The organism is Variovorax sp. 05N34, assembly GCF_056397405.1.
In genome coordinates this window covers 144,893-164,953 of the sequence record NZ_JBFTNI010000003.1, presented here as the reverse complement: position 1 = coordinate 164,953, position 20,061 = coordinate 144,893, and the positions used below count along the sequence as shown (strand labels likewise).

General features: G+C 61.8%; 22 protein-coding genes and 1 tRNA gene. 13 read left to right on the top strand and 10 right to left on the bottom strand.

Annotation, left to right across the window (positions count from 1 at the left end):
- Positions 1-8 precede the first annotated feature (8 nt).
- From AC1DMA_RS09780 to AC1DMA_RS09760, 5 genes are all read left to right on the top strand, one after another.
- Positions 9-266 carry a helix-turn-helix transcriptional regulator gene (locus AC1DMA_RS09780; RefSeq protein ID WP_478144058.1) on the top strand — a complete coding sequence of 86 codons (258 nt, stop codon included), beginning with the start codon at positions 9-11 and terminating at the stop codon, positions 264-266.
- On the top strand, positions 263-1,573 hold the full coding sequence (locus AC1DMA_RS09775) for a hypothetical protein (RefSeq protein WP_478144057.1): 1,311 nt from the start codon (positions 263-265) through the stop codon (positions 1,571-1,573). The genes AC1DMA_RS09780 and AC1DMA_RS09775 overlap by 4 nt, the downstream gene beginning before the upstream one ends.
- A 9-nt stretch (positions 1,574-1,582) precedes the next feature.
- Positions 1,583-2,107, top strand: a complete 525-nt coding sequence (locus AC1DMA_RS09770; protein ID WP_478144056.1) for a hypothetical protein — start codon at positions 1,583-1,585, stop codon at positions 2,105-2,107.
- A 67-nt stretch (positions 2,108-2,174) separates the two neighbouring features.
- Positions 2,175-2,777: a hypothetical protein gene (locus AC1DMA_RS09765; RefSeq protein WP_478144055.1), complete on the top strand. Its 603-nt coding sequence runs from the start codon at positions 2,175-2,177 to the stop codon at positions 2,775-2,777.
- Positions 2,778-3,221: 444 nt separating this feature from the next.
- Complete coding sequence (locus AC1DMA_RS09760; protein WP_478144054.1) at positions 3,222-3,755, top strand: hypothetical protein; 534 nt, start codon at positions 3,222-3,224, stop codon at positions 3,753-3,755.
- A 243-nt stretch (positions 3,756-3,998) separates the two neighbouring features.
- On the opposite strand, the gene AC1DMA_RS09755 is transcribed toward AC1DMA_RS09760, so the two are convergent.
- Genes AC1DMA_RS09755 through AC1DMA_RS09745 form a run of 3 tightly spaced genes read right to left on the bottom strand, consistent with a single transcriptional unit; the run spans position 3,999 to position 5,205 of the window.
- A complete protein-coding gene (locus tag AC1DMA_RS09755; RefSeq protein WP_478144053.1) occupies positions 3,999-4,397 on the bottom strand; it encodes a hypothetical protein in 399 nt (132 codons plus the stop codon).
- Entirely contained in the window at positions 4,394-4,750 is a 357-nt protein-coding gene (locus tag AC1DMA_RS09750; RefSeq protein ID WP_478144052.1) for a hypothetical protein, read from the bottom strand. Before AC1DMA_RS09750 ends, AC1DMA_RS09755 begins: the two co-directional genes overlap by 4 nt.
- 35 nt (positions 4,751-4,785) lie before the next feature.
- Positions 4,786-5,205, bottom strand: a complete 420-nt coding sequence (locus AC1DMA_RS09745; protein ID WP_478144051.1) for a hypothetical protein — start codon at positions 5,203-5,205, stop codon at positions 4,786-4,788.
- A gap of 806 nt (positions 5,206-6,011) precedes the next feature.
- Between AC1DMA_RS09745 and AC1DMA_RS09740 the strand changes: the two genes are divergently transcribed.
- Positions 6,012-6,329, top strand: a complete 318-nt coding sequence (locus AC1DMA_RS09740; RefSeq protein ID WP_478144050.1) for a hypothetical protein — start codon at positions 6,012-6,014, stop codon at positions 6,327-6,329.
- Between the two features lie 354 nt (positions 6,330-6,683).
- On the opposite strand, the gene AC1DMA_RS09735 is transcribed toward AC1DMA_RS09740, so the two are convergent.
- Positions 6,684-6,760 (bottom strand) — tRNA-Met (locus AC1DMA_RS09735).
- A gap of 114 nt (positions 6,761-6,874) precedes the next feature.
- Here AC1DMA_RS09735 and AC1DMA_RS09730 point away from each other — a divergent pair.
- Positions 6,875-8,644, top strand: coding sequence for a sigma-70 family RNA polymerase sigma factor (locus AC1DMA_RS09730; RefSeq protein ID WP_478124847.1), 1,770 nt, complete (start codon positions 6,875-6,877; stop codon positions 8,642-8,644).
- Positions 8,645-8,666: 22 nt separating this feature from the next.
- Here the strand turns inward: AC1DMA_RS09730 and AC1DMA_RS09725 are convergent, their stop codons facing one another.
- The 4 genes from AC1DMA_RS09725 to AC1DMA_RS09710 are packed head-to-tail and all read right to left on the bottom strand — an operon-like array spanning position 8,667 to position 13,182.
- On the bottom strand, positions 8,667-9,446 hold the full coding sequence (locus AC1DMA_RS09725) for an enoyl-CoA hydratase (RefSeq protein WP_478124846.1): 780 nt from the start codon (positions 9,444-9,446) through the stop codon (positions 8,667-8,669).
- Between the two features lie 49 nt (positions 9,447-9,495).
- Complete coding sequence (locus AC1DMA_RS09720) at positions 9,496-11,289, bottom strand: M61 family metallopeptidase (protein WP_478144049.1); 1,794 nt, start codon at positions 11,287-11,289, stop codon at positions 9,496-9,498.
- Positions 11,289-12,023: a DsbC family protein gene (locus AC1DMA_RS09715; protein WP_478144048.1), complete on the bottom strand. Its 735-nt coding sequence runs from the start codon at positions 12,021-12,023 to the stop codon at positions 11,289-11,291. Before AC1DMA_RS09715 ends, AC1DMA_RS09720 begins: the two co-directional genes overlap by 1 nt.
- A gap of 16 nt (positions 12,024-12,039) precedes the next feature.
- The gene (locus AC1DMA_RS09710) at positions 12,040-13,182 is read right to left on the bottom strand and encodes an FAD-dependent monooxygenase (protein WP_478144047.1); all 1,143 of its coding nucleotides are present in this window, start codon (positions 13,180-13,182) and stop codon (positions 12,040-12,042) included.
- An 82-nt stretch (positions 13,183-13,264) separates the two neighbouring features.
- Between AC1DMA_RS09710 and AC1DMA_RS09705 the strand changes: the two genes are divergently transcribed.
- The 3 genes from AC1DMA_RS09705 (at position 13,265) to AC1DMA_RS09695 (ending at position 16,019) form a co-directional block, all read left to right on the top strand.
- On the top strand, positions 13,265-14,146 hold the full coding sequence (locus tag AC1DMA_RS09705; RefSeq protein ID WP_478124842.1) for an MOSC domain-containing protein: 882 nt from the start codon (positions 13,265-13,267) through the stop codon (positions 14,144-14,146).
- 82 nt (positions 14,147-14,228) lie between these two features.
- The gene (gene ychF / locus AC1DMA_RS09700) at positions 14,229-15,320 is read left to right on the top strand and encodes a redox-regulated ATPase YchF (RefSeq protein WP_478124841.1); all 1,092 of its coding nucleotides are present in this window, start codon (positions 14,229-14,231) and stop codon (positions 15,318-15,320) included.
- Positions 15,321-15,344: 24 nt separating this feature from the next.
- Positions 15,345-16,019 carry a glutathione S-transferase gene (locus tag AC1DMA_RS09695; protein ID WP_478124840.1) on the top strand — a complete coding sequence of 225 codons (675 nt, stop codon included), beginning with the start codon at positions 15,345-15,347 and terminating at the stop codon, positions 16,017-16,019.
- Positions 16,020-16,027: 8 nt separating this feature from the next.
- On the opposite strand, the gene AC1DMA_RS09690 is transcribed toward AC1DMA_RS09695, so the two are convergent.
- Positions 16,028-16,498, bottom strand: a complete 471-nt coding sequence (locus AC1DMA_RS09690) for a YqaA family protein (RefSeq protein ID WP_478124839.1) — start codon at positions 16,496-16,498, stop codon at positions 16,028-16,030.
- Positions 16,499-16,677: 179 nt separating this feature from the next.
- Between AC1DMA_RS09690 and dusB the strand changes: the two genes are divergently transcribed.
- The 3 genes from dusB to purH are packed head-to-tail and all read left to right on the top strand — an operon-like array spanning position 16,678 to position 19,586.
- Positions 16,678-17,736, top strand: coding sequence for a tRNA dihydrouridine synthase DusB (dusB, locus tag AC1DMA_RS09685; RefSeq protein WP_478144046.1), 1,059 nt, complete (start codon positions 16,678-16,680; stop codon positions 17,734-17,736).
- A 35-nt stretch (positions 17,737-17,771) separates the two neighbouring features.
- Entirely contained in the window at positions 17,772-18,008 is a 237-nt protein-coding gene (locus AC1DMA_RS09680; RefSeq protein WP_093205644.1) for a Fis family transcriptional regulator, read from the top strand.
- A 6-nt stretch (positions 18,009-18,014) separates the two neighbouring features.
- Complete coding sequence (gene purH, locus AC1DMA_RS09675; RefSeq protein ID WP_478144045.1) at positions 18,015-19,586, top strand: bifunctional phosphoribosylaminoimidazolecarboxamide formyltransferase/IMP cyclohydrolase; 1,572 nt, start codon at positions 18,015-18,017, stop codon at positions 19,584-19,586.
- A 1-nt stretch (position 19,587) separates the two neighbouring features.
- On the opposite strand, the gene AC1DMA_RS09670 is transcribed toward purH, so the two are convergent.
- Positions 19,588-20,061, bottom strand: coding sequence for a hypothetical protein (locus AC1DMA_RS09670; protein ID WP_478124836.1), 474 nt, complete (start codon positions 20,059-20,061; stop codon positions 19,588-19,590).

Below are 20,061 nucleotides of genomic sequence, written 5' to 3'. Positions count from 1 at the left end.
ATACTTCCATGTTCAAAGACGTCCAACCCAGTGCAACCACGGCCAGCTACGGCCCTGCCGCTGACGACGCAGACGAGGGGATTCGCATCCTTCGATTGCCGGCGGTGCTAAGGCGAGTCGGCTTGTCGCGGTCGTCGATCTACAGCCGCATCCGCCGCGGCACTTTCCCTCGCTCCGTGAGGCTTGGCGATCACGCCATCGGCTTTGTCGAGCATGAAATCAGCTCTTGGATCAAGTCGGCGATCGAACATCGCAGCCCCCAATGAAACATCTCCTCGACATTCCTGGTCTTGATCCTCGCGCATTCGCTCCGATTGCAGGACGCATGCGGCTATACGGAAAAAGCAGCGCCCCCGAGGCGCCCGACTATGTCGGCCAAGCTCAAGCCCAAGCTGCAGGGAATCTCCAGGCCGCTCGTGCGCAAACGTCAGCCAATCGGATTGATCAGGTCACCCCCTACGGGACCATCAAGTATTCGCAGGGCAACGGATTCGACCAGGCTGGCTATGACGCTGCCATGTCGAAGTACAACAGCCAGCAACAGCAAATTCAGCAGAACGCAGGTCTTCAGGAGTACTACGGCAAGACAGGGCAACTGCTGGCCGCGCCTGATAAGAACTCGTTCACGACCGATCCTGATCACTGGTCCTCGGAGATCCAGTTGTCGGACACTGGGCAGCAGTTGCTCGATGCGTACAACCGCACGAGCCTTGGTCTTGCTGACCTTCAAGGTTCGGCGATGGATCGAGTGCGCGACACGCTCTCGCAGCCCTTGGATATGTCCGCCCTCCAGGACTTGACGACCGACAATTCTGCGCTGGTCAACGGCTACAACGACTACGTCAGGAGCTTGCAGGGCGGCATCAACGATTACAACGATTACGTCAAAAGCCTGGAAGGCGGGGTGGATGCCAACACTGGGATGGATGCATGGGATAAGGCAACCGACCTCATCCGCCAGCGCCAAAACCCACAGCTTGACCAACAGCAAGCAGCACTCGATGCCAAGCTGGCGAATCAGGGTCTGACGGCTGGGTCAGAGGGCTGGGGCATCCAACAGCAGAACTTCGGCAAGACGCGCAACGATGCCGACATTGCCGCGCAGCTTGCCGGGTTGCAGGCTCAGAAGCAATTCTTCGATCAGGCCACGACCAATCAAGGGCTCAAACAAAATGTGGCCGGATTGTTGGGACAGGGCATCAACTACGGAAGCCAACAAGCTGGCCTCTTGGGTCAGGGGGTTGGCTACGGATTCCAGAATGCTGGTCTGAACAACGCCGCACGTCAGCAGCAATTGACGGAACGGACAACGCTGAGAAATCTGCCGTTGCAGGAATTGAACGCGCTGCGATCCGGCTCGCAGGTTACCAACCCGAACTTCAGCACGCCCGGGCAGCAGGGCCAAACCGCTGGTCCCGATCTGCTCGGCGCTACAAGCGGTCAGTACAACGCTCAGCTTGCCGGCGTGAACGCAGAAAACGCCGCGGCGGCAGGACAAACGCAGGCCGGCGTGAGCGCAGCAGGCCTCGCGGCTATGGGCTATGCCGCCTACTCCGGCGCGGCATTCTTCTAGGAAATCTCAATGCTCGACCATCTCGCATTCTGGTATCAGGTCATCATCGCCAGCGAACTGCTGCTCGACGAGGCAATCTATCTGTTGCAGGACGAAGGCTTTGAGGGCGAACTGAAGGCCTTCTTCGCCAAGCATCTCGAAGACGAGCGAGGCCATGCCAAGTGGCTCAAGGAGGATCTTGGAGATCATCCGATCGAGTTGCACTTCACGGCCGCGGCGCTTGCAGGGACCGCCGGGTATCTGGTTCGCCATGTTCACCCGGTTGCCTTGCTCGGCTACATGATGGCGCTCGAAGGTGGACATCCGATCCCAATCGAGTACGTCGAAGCAGTAGAGAAGGCGCACGGCAAATCAACGGCACGCACGCTTCGTCTACATGCAGAGGAAGACCCAAAGCACATTGCGGAGCTACTAGCCTTCAAGGTGCCGCCTGAACATCGGAACCTCGTTGATTCCACACGCACGCAAACCATGCTCTACATCGAGAGCCTCAAGCCCGCGATGTCTGGGCCGAACGCTTCATCGTTTCACTGACATGGGCGCGCGAGACAAGGTTTCCGCGTTGCCGAGTGTGCCGAGCAACCCCAGGAACGTCCTGAAAGTGGCGCTGCACCAGGACGAGGACAGCGATGCTGCTATGGCGCGGGTCGTGGCTCGCCCTCAGGTCCAAGCTGCCGTCACCATCCAGATGTTCGAGGGCAGCAACCTTGAAGTGAATGCGCTGGTGAAGGAGCTGTCCGACCAAGTCGAGGCGGTGAATCGAGGAAGCCTTGTGCGCGCCGAGGGGATGCTGATCTCGCAGGCTCACACGCTGGACGAGCTCTTCAATAATCTGGCACGGCGCTCTCACCGGAACATGGAGGGCGGCTTCCCGCAGGCTGCAGAAACGTACCTGCGGCTCGCGTTGAAGGCTCAGACACAGTGCAGGGCGACGCTTGAGACCCTTGCCGCAGTGAAGAACCCGCCCGTGTTCGCAAAGCAAGCCAACATCAACAACGGCGGGCAACAGCAGATCAACAACGGCGTTCCCGCGCCCGCGGGTGAAAAGCCAATCCCTGAAATCAAAAAATTGGAGAAGATCGATGGCGAATGGCTGGACACCGGAACGCAGGGCGCGACAGTCGGAGCTGATCCGCACCTGGCGACCGTGGGAAAAGACAACCGGCCCCAAGACGCCCGAAGGCAAAGCAAAGGTCTCGCGTAACGCCTATACAGGCGGGCACTGGCGCGAGTTGCGCGAGATCACGAAGACGATGAACGCAGCTCTCCGCGGCCAACGCGAGGCGCTGTGAGCGCCTTTGTAGCGGTCACTTGCTCAGCATGTACACGAGCAAAAAGAGCGAAGCCACAGCCAACCAGCCTTTGGTTCTTCGGCTGATTCCAAGTCGCCCGATTCGTTCTTCATACGCAACCCGCGCTAGTGCCTCATGTCGTGCCCGAGAAATCGACTCCTCCAACGAAATGCGAAGATCCCCTGGAGGCTGCGGCGGTCGAGCTATCTTGGTGTCTTGATCAGCCATGATCTTTCCGAAGTCTGTTCACGACGAGCGGTTCGGCCCACTTTAGGGCAAGGCTCGCCAGTCTGTAAAGGACGAACTACGATCGGCGCTACGTGGAATCAGTCAACCCGTCTCCAAGAGACATCGCTATGGCTACCTCAAATAGATTGATCAGACGCTCTTCGCCAACCAAGAAACGCTTCGTTGAAGGCGAATTTGAATGGATTGAGAAGAACGGGATCGAGAACCTGAAGGGGCGCGCCGCGACAGCGGACATGCTTGCCAAGGAAGCATCTACGACTCTCACCGTTTTGCTGGCCGGCGTTGGTGGCTCAGTTGCCTATGCGATCAAAGTTGCAGGAGATCATTCAGGGGCCGTGGTGGCCGGCACCTTCGTCTGTGTGTACCTGATGGTCTTGAGCGCGCTCTTGGTCTACCGCTGCATGATGATCAACCCGATCCCAGCCGTGTACTCGCAGCCTGGCGGATTGCTGGAACGCATCAAGCACGATGCGTCATTCGACGAATGGCGGGAGGGCGAGTTGCTGAACATCGAAGACCGCATCATTGGGGCGACGAAGCGAAATGAGTTCGTTGCCAAGAAACTCAATCTTGTACGGCAGCTCGCGATCTGCACGCCGATAGTCGGGCTCGCGGGTTTCTTGTTCGCTACGAAATCCTAGGGTTGGGCCAAGGGCCCTTTCCTGGGATCGGAGGGATCGGACCACGTCGTTCCGGCTCAGGTTGAGGGGGGCGATGAAACGGAAAGGATTGCATGAAGCGCCTCTATTTCTTATTCGGTTGACGGACTTCGACCTTCGGTTCCGCTGCCTTCTTCTTGAATGAGATCGAAGATTTTGCGGGCCTAGTCGCCCTCAGTTCTGGCTTCGGTTGTGGCGGTCGTTTGGACGGTTTCTTTGGGGTGCTCATTTGTTCTGCCCTGCAATCAGGTCGTACTTCCTGCCAGCCCCATCTACGCAATCGCCAACAGCCTCCTGTGCCCCAGCGGCGAACTGGCAGCGCAGCACCTGGTTGTCCGCTGAAACCAAGACGGCGCGGGCATTGCTCGATACAGTGCTGCCGCCTCCGAAGCCGCTCGCGGTCGATTGTCCGTTTGTAGCGAAGCCAGCCCCGACGCTCCGGGTTGAGTCAAGGGCATAGGTGCCCTTGTACACGCGGCCGTCGATGTTCACGTCCATCGAGCTGGTGCGCTTGTCGTAGGAGCCGGTGTACGCCTTGCCGTCTGCGAGCATGCGCAGGGGGCCGCTGGTTGCTGCACAGCCGGCGAGAACAATGGCCAACGCGGCGAAGGCGAGTTGCTTCATGAGCTTGTTCCTTGCGATGAAGAAGGCAGGGCCTTGCACTGAACCATGATGCTGCGGCTGACAGCAGACCCACCGAACCCGCTGAACGATCCGCCCGATGTATTGGCGTAGCCGCTAGAGATGCCGAATGGGGTGGCTGTTCCTTCCTGCATCAGGAGGTCGTATCCAGCCTTACCGCAAATGTCGCCGGCCTTGTCGAAACAGTTGCTGATACTGTTCATCGCGCCTTTGCAGGAAATCGTGTGCGCAATCTTTCCAGTGGGCCCATAGGTCTGATTTGAGATCGCACATCCGCTTGTGAGGGCGGCCAGAATGATCGGCGCAATTAGCTGAGCGTTCATCGTGTCGTTCATCTCGTTTGTTGTGGGCGCTGGAGTCACGCCGCCGCTTACTCGGCAAAAGGCTGCCACGAAACAATCTCGTACTCGGTTCCGTTCGACGCCTTTCGCTTGCCCGCGCTCAAGACCCAGGTCTTTCCGTTTAAGCTGTCCAAGAGGAAGGTGTGCCGTGCGGCGAGTCCCGAGGAAAAGATCTGGAAGCGGGGACGGGTGCTGTCCGCCAGCGGGATGGATGCGGCGACTGGCATTTCTTCCCAAGCGTTTTCATCGTCCTTGGTTCGTACGAGTTGCCACACGCGCCCTGCAAAGCGATCAAGCTTGAACGTCCACTTGGCAGCCAACGGGGACTGAATAAGTTCGAACCTGGCGCCCGATGGTGACGTGGTGCTTTGATGAGGGGGTGATGCGGTTTCTTGAGCCCAACAGCAAGAGCTGCTCAGGGCAATGAATGCGATCAACAGGGTCTTCATTGAATCTCTTTCCCACTGGGCTACTGCGTTGAACACTGGTTTGCGGACAGTTCTGCGCGAAGCCCTCGCATCCGTTGCTGATCGGGGTTGATGACCTCCGGCGGCTGCCATTGCCAGTTCGTGTATCGGCTTTCGATCTTGTTGCGTTCGGCCACGAGTTGGGCGCATCGGATCGATCGCTGAGATTCCCCGGTACTAGCTTGCGCCTGTTGAGAGCGAGCAGCCTTCCCTTGCTCGGCCTGCTGCACCTGCTGTTCCCATGGCACGTCGGCAACATGCTCAATGCGTTCAATTAGGGCGTTGTGCTGGCTGCAGTGCGCTTGGGCCCAGAACGTCGAACCGTTGTAGGCCCTGCAAAGATAGATCGTGCCTGCGTGTGTTGACCCCGCCAAAAGCGCCACGGCGCAGATTCCCCATGTTTTCATCTCTCGCTCCTGGCGCGGAGTCTAGGCGGCTTCAAGCAATCCGAGCGCAGCTTCTATCCAAGGATCCGGGGAATAGTTGGCAAGTGGGACTGGAACCGGGGTTGTGGCGAAAGCCGCGAACGTAGTAGTAGCCGTGGCGAACTGAAAAAAGGATTGTGTGTTTGCGGTCCAACTGGTTAGCCAACCGGTAATCCGATCGGCCTCCCTTATGTGATCGCCGCTACCTTCAGGGTCCTCAACCGCGCTCAATAAATTTGAAGGAGCATGGTGGACGCCGGACCATTGGCTTTTGTAGCTTTTGTAGCGTGCCCTGGGGCGGGTTTGGCAGAAATCAGTTGGCCGCGCGATCCGACTGGGGTTGTGCCGCTTAGTATCCAGCGCATGCAATTCGCCGATCTTCCCGTAGGTGCCAAGTTCAGGTTCTGGCGGCGCGGCAGGGTGCTGACGAAGACCGGCAAGTCCACTTACACGGGGGAGACCGGCGAGAAAAAACAATCAGCGCCGGATGTCGAGGTGCGGCCTGAAGACGATGACGCCCCACCCGAGCCGCCAGAACGTCTCAAGCGCGACGACACCGAGGTGATCTCGAAGGCGCTAGATCTGTTGGAGGCGAAAGTCGGGCGATCGGAAGAGTTGACGGCGGCCCGTGATGCGCTGCGCCGGCTGTCGGCTTTGTCAAAGTTGAAGACTGGTCATTGAGCGCGGGAACCTCAATCGCCCTCAAATTAGTTGAGTCGAGTTGAGAACCGAGACGACCTTCGGGCGCCTTTCGTAGCGTGCCGTATGGGGCTCTTGGGATTTTCAGCCCTTCGAGCGCATGGCCTGGCCACTAGGCCTTAGCGTTGGCAGAAACGTCCAGTACGCGCGCGCGAGCCCGGGCAGACTTTTGTCTCCGCTCGCAGACCATCGGAAAGTTTTTGGGGCTGCCGGTTGCGGATGCGCGGCGACAGCGGCAAGCGTCGTTCTTGAGGGATTTGCTTACAGGGGCGCTTACATGAAAAAGCCGGCAAGCATCATGTGAGTAGACGCTTACCGGCTTGATCTCGGTTTGACTGGTGGCTCTTCACGGACTCGAACCGCGGACCTGTGGATTATGATTCCATCGCTCTAACCGACTGAGCTAAAGAGCCGAGCCCAAAATTATAGCTGTTTCCGAGCTGTCCTATAGCGCTCGATGGGGATGCGGACTCTTTCGGCGAGCGCACGACAGCCTCGCGAGTTCAACGTGAGGTAAAAATCAGCGGATGCTTGCGCCCGACGCGATTTCCGTTTCCCTTGAAGCCCTGCCAGACGATCAACTGACGCTTGCCTATGTGGGCGGCGACACGTCGGCCTTCGACTTGCTTTACGCACGACATGAAAGCGCGTTGTATCGGTTCGTCCGGCGCCTGTTGGGCATTCGGCTCGCGCCTGAGGCGGACGAGGTGTTCCAGGAGACCTGGACGCGCATCATCTCCGAGCGCGAGAGTTTTTCGCCGCAAGGCATCGCTTGGCGCACCTGGGCCTTCACCGTCGCGCACACCCTTGCCATCGAGCGGCTGCGGATCAGTGGTCACGAGGTCGCCTTCTATGCGCACGACGAAGACGGCGACGGACTGGAGGCGGCTCGGCTGTTCAGCCGTGGACTGCTGCAAGGCGGCAGCGAGTCTGCCGATGCCTCTTCCCCTTCAATGGAAGAGCTTGCGTTCTGGCGCGCGGCAGGCCGCCGGCTGCTGGCCTGCCTGAACGAACTGCCCGAGGACCAGCGTGCCGCCTTCCTGTTGCGCCATGAGGCCGGCTTTACGTTGGAAGTGCTGGAGACCACGCTCGACGTCGACATCGAAACGGTCAGAAGCCGGCTGCGCTTCGGCCTGAAGAAGCTTCGTGCTTGCATGGAACGGTACCTCTCGGTTGTCGACGCTGATGCCGACGAGGGAGCAGACGATCTGCACGATCGTCAGGTGTGGCGGGCGCTTGAACACGCGCCGGACCACAGCGTCGTGCCCGACTGGCGGCTGCGCAAGGGCATCCTGAGGAGGGCCTACGATGCCGTGGGTGCGCTGGATCCTGAAGAGGCCGAGGCTGAGCTCGAACGTGCGGCGCATTCCGGATGGGGAAGTGTGTTCGTCCAAAGGGGCAGAGGCAAAGGCTCACGCCTGCTTCGAAGCGCGGCTGTCGTTGCGGTGCTGCTTGCCGTCGTCGCATTGTTCTTCTTGCAGCGCGACCCCGTTCCGATTCCGCGTCCTGTCAATGAAGCACGGGTGGTTGCACCGACGCCGCAGGCCGAGCAGCAGTCAAACACGCTTCCCCTTTCAGGTGACATCGGATCAGTCAACCACTCCGCGCCGCTTGCTGAACTCGCCCAGCCGGCGGAGCCAGCGTCAGCGCCAGTAAGCATCGCCCCTCAGCCGACGCCTCGACCAGAGCCGCCGCGCCCAGCCACCGCGGAAAATCAGCGAGCCGGAAGCCCGCTCCCTCCGACCAAGCCTGCGCCGGTGCCGCCGTCGAACACCGTCGCGCGGCTGGTTTTGCCAGATTCGCCACCCGGCACGCCCCCGAAGGGAGCTGAAACATCCGCGCCAAGGCCCGCCGATGCCCCACCGCCGCCCGCAGCCCCTGCGGCGAGCCGCCCGTCGTCTTCATCGGTCCGAACCGAGGCGACCGATCCTCCTACCTTCGCGGCCCTCTCACAATGGAGTCGGATCACGATCAGCCGGCGCGGCGGAGAGTCTCACAGTTTCTCGCGTGAAGAGGCACGCGACCTGAATGCCCTGCTTGGATCCGCCGCCATATCGGCGGTCGGCGCTCAGACACTGAAAGCAGCGCCCGAGTGGCGGGTGTCGCTGGAGCGCAAGGGCGAAGTGCTCGCCGTCTTCGAAATCGCGGGCTCGCAGGTGCGTTGGCGCGAGGGGAAGACGCCGCCGGCGACGGGAATGCCTTCCAGTCCGTCGCTGTCCGCGTTGCGGGACGCGCTCAGCCATGCCGTTCAGCAGCCAGAGGCATCGGCAGCGCCTGAGTCGCCGCAGACGCCCTGAGTGCGCACACCGATGCTTGATGCTACTGATGCTTGAAATCAGGAGCGCGCTTGTTCAGGAACGCATCCATGCCTTCCTTCTGATCCGCCGTTGCGAACAGCGCATGGAACAACCGCCGTTCAAACATCACACCATCTGACAAGCCGCTTTCGAAAGCGCGGTTGACCGACTCCTTGGCGGCCATCACGGCAATCTGCGAATAGCCTGCGATCACCAGGGCAGCACCAAGGGCTTCCTCGGCGAGTTTGTCGACGGGAACGACGCGGCTCACCAGCCCGGCGCGCTCCGCTTCGGCCGCATCCATCATTCGGGCCGTGAGCGCCATGTCCATGGCCTTGGATTTGCCGACCGCGCGTGGCAGCCGCTGCGTGCCGCCCGCGCCGGGGATCACGCCGATCTTGATTTCGGGTTGCCCGAACTTCGCGTTATCGGCCGCGATGATGAAGTCGCACATCATTGCCAGTTCGCAACCGCCGCCAAGCGCAAAACCCGCGACCGCAGCGATCACCGGCTTGCGAATCTGCCGGATGATTTCCCAGTTGCGTGTGATGAAGTCGCCTTTGTAGGCATCCAGGAAGGTGTACTTGGCCATGGCGGAGATGTCCGCACCGGCCGCGAATGCGCGCTCACTGCCGGTGACGATGATGCAGCCTATGGCGGAATTCGCGTCGAAGTCCTTCAGTGCCTGACCCAGCTCGGTCATCAACGCGTCGTTGAGCGCGTTCAGTGCCTTGGGGCGGTTGAGCGTGATGATGCCGACCTTTTCGGCTTCGACCCGCACTTCGATGTTCTCGTAGTTCATGCGTATCTCCTTTGTTTGAACAGTCCGCAGGCGGCGACAGGCCGTAAGCCTAGGCGCGACTCAGCCAGCCGGAAAGCTTGACGGAATCCTGCGCGAAAAGGCGCCACGTCGTCACGCCCGTGGGCATTGTGAGCGGCAGGCGCAGCAAGCGGCGATCACGTGCCACGAGCGCTGTCAGCTTCCTGGCCGTGCCCAGGTACAGGGCAAGATCGTCGAGGCGAGCGAGCCGCCATGCCTGAGCCGGCCGCCCCTTGCTCGCCGGCAATTCGATCCCGATCCATTCGTCGTTGGCCGAAAAGCCCGCTTGCTCGGCCGCGCCGCCGCGCAGCACGGTCTTGACTTGCACGCTGCCGTTCGACTCGGCCACTCTCAGGCCGAGTTCCTGCGCGCGTTGGGCCGGGTCGTCGAGCGTGGCCACGCCGTGCGCCCGCAGCAAATCGGACAAGGGCAATTCGTCCGTCGAATGGACCCAGCTTGCGATTTCCGTAGCAAATGATCGGCCGCCGACCGCTTCGAGCGCGGCGGCGAAGTCGTCTTCATCGATGGGGCCGCCATCGCTGTTCTTCCACAGCAGACGCATGGCCTGGTCGAGCGTGCCCTTGCCTTCGGAGCGAAGCGTGAGGTCGAAGCACAGCGCGACCAGCGCGCCCTTCGTGTAGTAGCTCACGGTGGTGTTGGCTGTCTGCTCGTCCTGTCGGTAGTACTTGACCCACGCATCGAAGCTCGCCTCCGCCACCGACTGAACGACCCGCCCCGGCGTCTGGAGCACCTGGTTGATCGTCTTGTTGAGCAGCTTGAGATAGCTCGCGTCGTCGATGCGACCGGCGCGGCGCAGCAGCAGGTCGTCGTAGTAGCTGGTGAAACCTTCGAAGAGCCACAGCAGGCGCGTGTAGTTTTCGTGCGCGTAGTCATAGCGCGAGAACTCGGCCGGCCGCATGCGCTTCACGTTCCAGGTGTGGAAGTACTCATGGCTGATCAGGCCGAGCAGCGTGGTGTAGCCATCGGGCTGCTTGCGGGCCCCGACTTGCGGCAAGTCGCGGCGCGTGCAGATGAGGGCTGTCGAGTGTCGGTGCTCAAGGCCTCCATAGCCGTCGTCCACCGCGTTGAGCATGAATACGTAGCGGTCATGCGGCGGCTTCGGTCCGTTTCGTTTGCCGACCTTGTCGCCATGCCAGAAGCGCATCTGCGTCTCGCAGATCGCCTGGGCGTCGGCCAGCAGCCGCTCGCCGTCGAAGGAAGCCGGCGCGCCAGCGACGACGAAGCGATGCGGTACGCCGCAGGCTTCGAATTCGGCACTCCAGAACGCGCCCATTTCGACCGGGCTGTCGGCCAGTTCGTCGTAGCCGGATGCGAGATAGTTGCCGAAGCCGTGGCGATCGATCCGCTGGGGCTTCAGCGCCGTGGCGCACGACCAGCGAGCGCCGTCCTTCGGCGTCGCGGGCGCAACCACGTCGATCCCGTGTGGCACCTCGGTCAGGCCCTCGACCCTCAGGCAGAGGCTGGTGCCGTTGAAGAACCCGCGATCGGCATCGAGCCATGCGGTGCGCACGGAGTTGTCATAGGCGCAGACCTCATAGCGCAGCTCCAGAGCCTTTTCGGGCACGCATTCAATCTGCCAACTGCATTTGTCGATCTGGTGCGTCGCAAGCTTGCGCCGCCCCTGCGTGGCCCGCAGGTTCTGCAGGTTCTTCGAGAATTCGCGCACCAGGTAGCTGCCCGGAATCCAGACCGGCAACTCGACGCGCTGCAGCGCGGCCGGCTTATCGATCGTCAATGTGACGCTGAACAGATGCGCGCTCCGATCCGCGCACTCCACGCGGTAGTGGATGGCCGGCGAAGCCATCAATTGAGAGCGGCGAGTTGCTTTTCGACCTGCGCGGCCGGGATGGCACCCGGTGCACGTGTGCCGTCGCTGAAGATGAGCGTTGGCGTGCCGGTGATGTTGTATTTCTGGCCGAATTCCCGATTGCGCGTGAGTGCCGCGGTGTCGCATTCGCCGGCGTCAGGTGTCACGCCGCGTTGCATCCAGTCGTTCCAGGCCTTGGCCTTGTCCTTGGCGCACCAGATGTTGCGTGCCTTGACGACCGAATCCGGACCCAGCACCGGGTACAGGAAGAGTTGGATGGTGACGTTGTCGACCTTGGTCATGTCGCGCTCGAACTGCTTGCAATAGCCGCAATTCGGGTCCGCGAACACGGCCAGCCTGCGCTTTCCGTTGCCGCGCACGATCTTGATGGCGTCCTTCATCGGCAGCTTGTCGAAAGCGACTTCGCTGAGCTTTTCGACCCGCTCTTCGGTGAGGTTCCTGCGTTGCTTCACATCGATGAGATTGCCCTGCAGCAGGTAATTGCCCTGCTCGTCGGTATAGAAGATCTCGAAGCCGTTGACGCGCACTTCATAGAGGCCCGGAACCGGCGACTTGGTGACTTCGTCGATCTTGGCGAACTGCGGAATGCGCTCTGCCAGGTTCTTGCGGATTTCGGCTTCCCCGGCGGAGGCCGTCAACGCGTGGCCCAAGGCAAGGAAGGCCATTGCCGAGAGGAGAGGACGAAAAAGAGGGCGCGCGAGTGGTTTCATGAGGGTGTTCCGACGTTCATTGCAGGCCCATGGCCTGACGTGCGATCCAGTTCTTGACGAGCCGTGTGCGGTCGAACCCGCGCATGCCCCAGTTACGCAGCGCCGGCAAAGGATCGGCGCTGTGGGCGAAGAGTTGTTGAAGTCCGTCCGTGGCGAGGCTCATCGACAGCACGTCGGTGCGGCGCGAACGTTCGTAGCGGCGCAACAGCCGTGCGTCTCCGACGCCGCGCCAATAGTCGCGCGTCTTGATCACTTCCGCCAGCGCGGCCACGTCGGCAAGGCCGAGATTCAGGCCCTGGCCTGCGAGCGGATGCACGGTGTGCGCTGCATCGCCGGCAAGCGCCCAGGCCGACCCATCGCCGAGCCGCCCCGTCCATCGGCCGGCGATGGCGCGTTGCAAGGGCCAAGCGGCGCGTTGGCTGTTGAGTGTGAGCGCACCGAGCGAGTCATGAGTGGCTTCGCGCAGGGCGGCGCTGAATTCGTCCTCTCCCTGGGCGAGTAGAGTGGGCGCTCTCAGTTGGTCGACCGACCATACCAGCGCCAGCGAGCGGTCAAAGGCGTGCGCGTCTGCGGCGCGGTTCGCATCCGCGAGCGGCAGCAGCGCCAGCACTTCGCCCTTGTCGTTGAACCACTGGCGTGCAATGCCGTCGTGCGGCCTGTCGGCTTCGAGCCGTGCTGCGATCGCGTGTTGGGGATAGCGCGTGACTTCGTAGCTCACCCCGAGCGTTTCGCGAGTGGCGCTTGCGCGCCCTTCGCATACCACGGTGAGGGACGCCGGCACCGGCTCCGTCACGACTTCGATGCGGGGCTGAAAGCGCACTGCATCGCTCAATTGCTGTTCGAGCGCCGGGACGTCGACGATCCATGCCAGGGCGTCGACCTTCTGGCGCGCCGCGCTGAACTGAACGCGGCCGCCTTCGTCACCGTAGACGAGCATCTCGCGTACCGGCATGGAATGCGCCGCGTCGGGCCAGGCCCGCAGGGACTCGAGCAGGGTCTTCGAAGCCGTGTTGAGCGCATAGGCGCGCACGTCTTCCGTGGCTGGCGCAGCGGCAGGCGCTACCAGCGCCACGCGCACGCGCTCGCGGGCCAGCAGCAACGCCAGTGTGCGGCCGACGATGCCGGCGCCGCGAATGCAAACTTCGGGAGGAAGAGCCATCGCGGCATTGTAGGAGGAGCCTTTGCCAGTGCCGCCGTGCGGGAGAATCGCGGCTCTTGACCATGGACCCAAGGAACCGCCCGTGAATATCTCCGACTTTGATCTCCAGGCCAGAATCGCGCGCCTCTTCGTCTATCCGGTGAAATCGTGCGCTGGCGTGGAGGTCACGGAAGCGCTCGTCATCGAAACAGGGCTTGAGTTCGATCGCGCCTGGATGGTTGTCGACGAGGCAGGCGAATTCGTGACACAGCGCGAATTGCCGCGCATGGCGCTGATCAGGCCGCAACTCAGGCACACCGAAATGGTGCTGCGGGCGCCTGGCATGCTGGCCTTGCACATTGCCTTCGACCGCGTCGAAGCGCCGACGCGCGTGCGTGTCTGGAAGGACAAGATCGCCGCCTACGACATGGGCGATCTCGCTGCGCAATGGTTCAGCGACTTCCTCTCGGAACCAGGCCAACCGCGAAAGCTGCGCATGGTCCGTTTCGATCCGGAGCAACGGAGGCTGTCGAGCCTCGACTGGACGGACGGTATCGAGGCCCTCAACCAGTTCGCCGACGGTTATCCCTTGCTCGTGATCAGCGAAGGATCGCTTGCCGAACTGAACGCAAGACTCGCGGCCGCGGGCCATGCCCCGGTGGGCATCGAGCGCTTCCGGCCCAATCTGGTGCTCGCGGGTACCGAGGCGCATGACGAAGACCGCGTCGATGCAATGCATGTCATCACGGGCGAAGGCGAGGTCAACCTCCGGCCTGTCAAGCCGTGCACACGCTGCTCGATTCCCGACATCGATACCGAAACAGGCGTGAGCAGCCCCGAGGTGAGCGACGCGCTGCGGACGTATCGCGCCGACGCGCGCGTGAACGGCGCCATCACCTTTGGCATGAACGCAATCGTGTTGCAGGGCGTTGAGCACACCTTGCGGGTCGGGCAGCCCGTGGGCGCCAATCTCCGCTTCGAATGAGGACGGGCGCGGGCGTTCGGCTCGCTAAAGGCGGCGCGCCTAAAATCGCCGATTCCCCCAAAGATTTCTGAAAGCCCCCGCCATGAGTCTCCAGTGCGGCATCGTCGGCCTGCCCAACGTCGGCAAGTCCACCCTCTTCAACGCGTTGACCAAGGCAGGCATCGCGGCTGAAAACTATCCCTTCTGCACGATCGAGCCGAACGTCGGCGTGGTCGAGGTACCAGACCCGCGGCTCGCCGAATTGGCGGAGATCGTGAAGCCCGAGCGCATCGTGCCGGCCATCGTCGAGTTCGTCGACATTGCGGGGCTTGTCGCGGGCGCAAGCCAGGGCGAAGGACTTGGCAACCAGTTCCTCGCCCACATCCGCGAAACCGACGCGATCGTGAACGTCGTGCGCTGCTTTGAAGACGACAACGTGATTCACGTCGCCGGCAAGGTCGACCCCATCTCCGATATCGAGGTGATCCAGACCGAACTGTGCCTGGCGGACCTGTCGACCGTCGAGAAAGCCTTGCACCGCCACACCAAGACCGCGCGCTCGGGCGACAAGGAGGCGATCAAGCTCGTCGCGCTGCTCGAAAAATGCCAGGCCGCGCTGAACGAGAACAAGCCGGTTCGTGCCGTCGAATTCAGCAAGGAAGACAAGCCGCTGATCAAGCAGTTCTCGCTGATCACGGCCAAGCCTGCGATGTTTGTCGGCAACGTCGCCGAAGATGGCTTCGAGAACAACCCGTTCCTGGATCGCCTGCGCGAATATGCGGCAGCCCAGAATGCGCCGGTCGTTGCCATCTGCGCCAAGATCGAGGCCGAACTCGCGGACATGGACGATGAAGATCGCAAGATGTTCCTTGCCGAGATCGGCCAGGAAGAGCCGGGCCTGAATCGCCTCATCCGCGCGGCTTATACGTTGCTCGGATTGCAGACTTACTTCACCGCTGGCGTGAAGGAAGTGCGAGCCTGGACCATCCACATCGGCGACACGGGCCCACAGGCGGCCGGCGTGATCCACACCGATTTCGAGAAGGGATACATCCGGGCCCAGACGATTTCCTTCAACGACTTTATTGCGTGCAAGGGTGAACAGGGCGCCAAGGACGCGGGCAAGATGCGCGCGGAAGGCAAGGAATACGTGGTCAAGGATGGCGACGTGATGAATTTCCTGTTCAGTTCCTGAAGCCTGCGCAGCATCAAGGCATTCATGATCACGGTCCATCACCTCAACAACTCGCGCTCGCAGCGCGTCCTCTGGTTGCTGGAAGAGCTGGCGCTTCCTTACGACATCGTGCATTACCAGCGCGACACCGAGACGATGCTCGCACCGCCGTCCCTGCGCGCAGTGCATCCGTTGGGGAAGTCGCCGGTGGTGACGACCGACGATGGGTTGACGCTCGCTGAATCGGGCGCCATCGTCGAAACCTTGATCGAGCGCTATGGCAACGGCAAGCTCGCTCCGGCCGCTGGCTCGCCTGAAGCCGTGCGCTATCGCTATTGGCTTCACTATGCAGAAGGTTCGGCCATGCCGCCGCTTCTGCTCAAGCTGATGTTCGACAGGGTCGAGAAATCCAGGATGCCCTTCTTCGCGAAGCCGATCGCAAAGGCCATCGCCCAAAAGGCCAAGACGGCGTTCATCATGCCGAACATCAAGAGCCATCTGGACTTCATGGAAGGTGAGCTCGGCAGGAGCGAATGGTTTGCAGGCGACGCGTTCACTGGGGCCGATATCCAGATGAGTTTTCCGGCGGAAGCCGCCGCCGTGCGCGGCGGGCTCAATGGCTCGCGACCCAGGCTGATGTCCTATCTCGAGCGCATTCATGCGCGGCCGGCCTATCAACGCGCGCTGGAGCGCGGTGGTCCGTACGGGCTCTTGAGCTGATCACGGCCTCAGCTCGGCCACATGTGCAGCAGCGCGACGGTCATTGTGATGTAGCGCGCGAACTTGCCAATGGCCATGTAGCCGAGGCAAGGCCAGAAGGGCAGCTTGAGCCAGCCGGCGACTGCGCAAAGGGGATCGCCGACGATCGGTAGCCAGCTCAGCAGGCACGCTTTCGGCCCGAGGCGTTCCAGCCAACCGAGCACGCGCAGATGGTGTTTCGAGTGCGAATATTTGTCGGCAACCTTGTGCGCGCCATAGCCCATCCACCAGTCGACGCCGCCGCCCAAGGTATTGCCGAGCGTCGCAATGAAGATCGCCGGCCAGAACAGTTCGGGGTTGAGCTTGAGTAGCCCGAACAGCACCGGTTCCGACCCGACGGGCAGCAATGTCGCTGATACGAAAGCGGCGATGAATACCGTGCTCAACCCATATTGAGGAAGCGCCAGGAGCGCCATGAGTGAGTCGAGCCAGTCTTGCATGTGCGCTGCAGTATAGAAAGCCGCAGACACAACGGCGTGTAGGTGCAAGTATGGATGCCAGGTGTTGCAGACACGCCATCTGGCCCCGGTCAAGGTGCAAATCGTTTCAGCCGGCACACCGCGCGGCCGCTACAATCGTGCCTCATTTTTCAGCAGCCCAGCGCGCGCGACTTCTCCCAATGACCTTGCACATCGGCAACATCGCGCTGGAAAACCGCCTGTTCGTCGCGCCCATGGCGGGCGTCACCGATCGGCCGTTTCGCATGCTGTGCCGCGAGCTCGGCGCAGGCTATGCAGTCAGCGAGATGGTCACGTCGCGCAAGGAACTGTGGGGCACTCTCAAGACCTCGCGCCGTGCAAATCACGATGGCGAGCCCGGCCCGATCTCGGTGCAGATCGCCGGCACCGACGCCGACATGATGTTCGAGGCCGCGCAATACAACATTGACCGTGGCGCACAGATCATCGACATCAACATGGGTTGCCCTGCCAAGAAGGTGTGCAACAAGTGGGCCGGTTCGGCGTTGATGCGCGACGAGCCGCTGGCGCTCGAGATTGCCGAAGCCGTGGTCAAGGCTGCTGCACCGCACAACGTCCCTGTCACGCTCAAGATGCGCACCGGATGGAGCGACGATCGTCGCAACGCGGTGACGCTGGCGCGGCGATTCGAGCAGGCCGGCGTGAAGATGCTCACCGTTCATGGGCGCACGCGCGAGCAGGGCTACAAGGGGCATGCGGAGTACGACACGATCGCGGCGGTCAAGGCAGCGGTGTGCATTCCGGTCGTTGCCAACGGCGACATCACATCACCGGAAAAGGCGCGCGACGTGCTTGCCGCCACCGGCGCCGATGCGGTGATGGTCGGCAGGGCCGCGCAAGGCCGGCCCTGGATCTTTCGCGAGATCGCGCATTTTCTGGAAACGGGAACGCACCTTGCGCCGCCGCTGATCGCGGAGGTAAGGCGCCTGATGCTCGAGCATCTCCAACAGCACTACGCCCTCTACGGCGACTACAGCGGCGTTCGCACGGCGCGCAAGCACATCGGTTGGTATGTGCGTGCGCTTCCGGGCGGCGAGGAATTCCGCAGTGCGATGAACGCCATCGAAGATTGCGACGCGCAGCTGCGCGCGGTGGCCGGATTCTTCGACACGCTGGCAACCCGGATGGATCGCATCCCGCTTGCCGCGCGTGACGCGCTCGAGCCCACGGACGAGCAGGCGGTCGACGCGCTGGCGTGAAGCAGGCAAGAACAAGAGGAGAAGAAGAGAAGGCCATGAGCAAGAAACACATTGAAGACTGTGTACGAACCAGTCTGGACAGCTATTTCCGAGATCTGCGAGGAACCGAGCCCGACGGCATGTACGACATGTTGGTTCGTGTCGTTGAAAAGCCGTTGCTCGACGTCGTGATGACGCGCGCAGAGGGCAATCAATCCAAGGCCGCGCAATGGCTCGGCCTGAACCGCAACACGCTGCGCAAGAAGCTGGTCGAACACAAACTGCTGAAGTAACTCCTGATGAATGCACTGATTTCCGTTTCCGACAAGACCGGCATCCTCGAATTCGCCCAGGCGCTGCACGCGCTTGGCATCAAGCTGCTGTCGACCGGCGGCACCGCCAAGCTTCTGGCCGATGCCGGCCTTCCGGTCACGGAAGTGGCCGAGCTGACGGGCTTTCCCGAGATGCTCGACGGTCGCGTGAAGACCCTGCACCCGAAGGTGCATGGCGGCCTGCTCGCGCGCCGCGACGTGTCCGCGCACATGGCGGCCCTGAAGGAGCACGGCATCGACACCATCGACCTGCTGGTGGTCAATCTTTATCCGTTCGAAGCCACGGTAGCCAAGCCGGGTTGCACGCTGGAAGACGCGATCGAGAACATCGACATCGGCGGCCCGGCAATGGTGCGCAGCGCTGCCAAGAATTGGAAGGACGTCGGTGTGTTGACTGATGCATCGCAGTATCCGCGCGCACTGGCGGAGCTCAAGGCCGACGGCAAGCTCAGCGACAAGACCAAGTTCGCGTTTTCGGTCGCGGCCTTCAATCGCATCAGCCAATACGACGGGGCGATCAGCGACTATCTTTCGCGGATCCAGGAAGACGGCAATCACGCGTTGTTTCCGGCGCAAAGCAATGGCCGCTTCGTCAAGCTGCAGGATCTGCGCTATGGAGAGAATCCTCACCAGCAGGCCGCGTTCTACCGTGACCTGTATCCGGCACCGGGTTCGCTGGTCACGGCCACGCAGTTGCAAGGCAAGGAGCTCAGCTACAACAACATCGCCGACGCCGATGCCGCCTGGGAATGCGTGAAGAGTTTCGACACGCCCGCGTGCGTGATCGTCAAGCACGCCAATCCTTGCGGGGTCGCAACGGGCAACGATGTCCTGGACGCATACAGCAAGGCCTTCAAGACCGATCCGACATCGGCCTTCGGCGGCATCATCGCTTTCAATCGCCCCTTGGACAGAGCGACCGCCGAGGCTGTCAGCAAGCAGTTCGTCGAAGTGTTGATGGCGCCGGGCTACGCGCCCGAAGCACTCGAAGTGTTCAAGAGCAAGGTCAATGTGCGCATCCTGCAGATCGCGCTGCCGCCTGGTGGCAAGACGGACTGGGACAACGGCCGCAACGCAGTGGACGTGAAGCGCATCGGGTCGGGGCTCTTGATGCAGACGGCCGACAACCGCGAACTGTCCATCGACGAACTCAAGATCGTGAGCAAGAAGCAGCCCACACCGGAGCAGATGCAGGATCTCCTGTTCGCATGGAAAGTCGCAAAGTTCGTGAAGAGCAATGCGATCGTCTTCTGTGCGCAGGGCATGACGATGGGTGTCGGCGCAGGGCAGATGAGCCGGCTCGACTCGGCGCGCATCGCGAGCATCAAGGCGCAGCATGCGGGTCTTTCGCTTTTGGGCACCGCGGTCGCAAGTGATGCCTTCTTCCCATTCCGCGACGGACTCGACGTGGTCGTCGATGCGGGCGCCACCTCGGTCATCCAGCCCGGTGGCTCGATGCGCGATCAGGAAGTGATCGATGCCGCCAATGAGCGCGGCGTCGTGATGGTGCTCTCAGGCGTGCGTCACTTCAGGCACTGAGCTAGTCCTGGGCGGCGCCGAAGCGGTATTTCAGCTGAAAGCTGATTCCGCCGTAGAGCCGGTCCTTGATGCTGGGGATGATCGCCACGTTCAGACCCCAGTTTCGACCTTCGATCGCGGCAGTGGGAATCACCGCCGCGAACCACCCGCCGTTATTGGTCTTCGGGTAGCCATCAAAGCCGCCCACCACGGCACCGAGCTTCACGCCGTGGAATTCGAACGGCATGATGTACAGCCCCGCGTAGTGCGAGCGCTCGCGGTCGCTGTTGCGGAACAAGCCCGCGGTCAACGAATACGTTTCGTTGATCGGCCATTCGATTCCGACGCCTGGGTTTGCATCCTCCAGATCCTTGTTGCGATCGAAGTGCAGTGTGTAGAAGCCCGGATTGATCCAGACTTTGCCAAGATCCAACTCGGCACAGGCCAGGCCGGGCATGAGCAAGCTCGCGCCTGCAATCAGCGACAGCAGCTTCAT

Coding starts and splice junctions, on each gene's coding strand:
- AC1DMA_RS09760 (WP_478144054.1), top strand. CDS start 3,222: ATGGCTACCTCAAATAGATTGATCAGACGCTCTTCGCCAACCAAGAAA.
- AC1DMA_RS09690 (WP_478124839.1), bottom strand. CDS start 16,498: ATGCAAGACTGGCTCGACTCACTCATGGCGCTCCTGGCGCTTCCTCAA.
- AC1DMA_RS09740 (WP_478144050.1), top strand. CDS start 6,012: ATGCAATTCGCCGATCTTCCCGTAGGTGCCAAGTTCAGGTTCTGGCGG.
- AC1DMA_RS09770 (WP_478144056.1), top strand. CDS start 1,583: ATGCTCGACCATCTCGCATTCTGGTATCAGGTCATCATCGCCAGCGAA.
- AC1DMA_RS09755 (WP_478144053.1), bottom strand. CDS start 4,397: ATGAAGCAACTCGCCTTCGCCGCGTTGGCCATTGTTCTCGCCGGCTGT.
- purH (WP_478144045.1), top strand. CDS start 18,015: ATGAATGCACTGATTTCCGTTTCCGACAAGACCGGCATCCTCGAATTC.
- AC1DMA_RS09745 (WP_478144051.1), bottom strand. CDS start 5,205: ATGAAGACCCTGTTGATCGCATTCATTGCCCTGAGCAGCTCTTGCTGT.
- AC1DMA_RS09715 (WP_478144048.1), bottom strand. CDS start 12,023: ATGAAACCACTCGCGCGCCCTCTTTTTCGTCCTCTCCTCTCGGCAATG.
- AC1DMA_RS09750 (WP_478144052.1), bottom strand. CDS start 4,750: ATGAACGACACGATGAACGCTCAGCTAATTGCGCCGATCATTCTGGCC.
- AC1DMA_RS09780 (WP_478144058.1), top strand. CDS start 9: ATGTTCAAAGACGTCCAACCCAGTGCAACCACGGCCAGCTACGGCCCT.
- AC1DMA_RS09725 (WP_478124846.1), bottom strand. CDS start 9,446: ATGAACTACGAGAACATCGAAGTGCGGGTCGAAGCCGAAAAGGTCGGC.
- AC1DMA_RS09670 (WP_478124836.1), bottom strand. CDS start 20,061: ATGAAGCTGCTGTCGCTGATTGCAGGCGCGAGCTTGCTCATGCCCGGC.
- AC1DMA_RS09680 (WP_093205644.1), top strand. CDS start 17,772: ATGAGCAAGAAACACATTGAAGACTGTGTACGAACCAGTCTGGACAGC.
- dusB (WP_478144046.1), top strand. CDS start 16,678: ATGACCTTGCACATCGGCAACATCGCGCTGGAAAACCGCCTGTTCGTC.
- AC1DMA_RS09730 (WP_478124847.1), top strand. CDS start 6,875: ATGCTTGCGCCCGACGCGATTTCCGTTTCCCTTGAAGCCCTGCCAGAC.
- AC1DMA_RS09775 (WP_478144057.1), top strand. CDS start 263: ATGAAACATCTCCTCGACATTCCTGGTCTTGATCCTCGCGCATTCGCT.
- AC1DMA_RS09710 (WP_478144047.1), bottom strand. CDS start 13,182: ATGGCTCTTCCTCCCGAAGTTTGCATTCGCGGCGCCGGCATCGTCGGC.
- AC1DMA_RS09720 (WP_478144049.1), bottom strand. CDS start 11,289: ATGGCTTCGCCGGCCATCCACTACCGCGTGGAGTGCGCGGATCGGAGC.
- ychF (WP_478124841.1), top strand. CDS start 14,229: ATGAGTCTCCAGTGCGGCATCGTCGGCCTGCCCAACGTCGGCAAGTCC.
- AC1DMA_RS09695 (WP_478124840.1), top strand. CDS start 15,345: ATGATCACGGTCCATCACCTCAACAACTCGCGCTCGCAGCGCGTCCTC.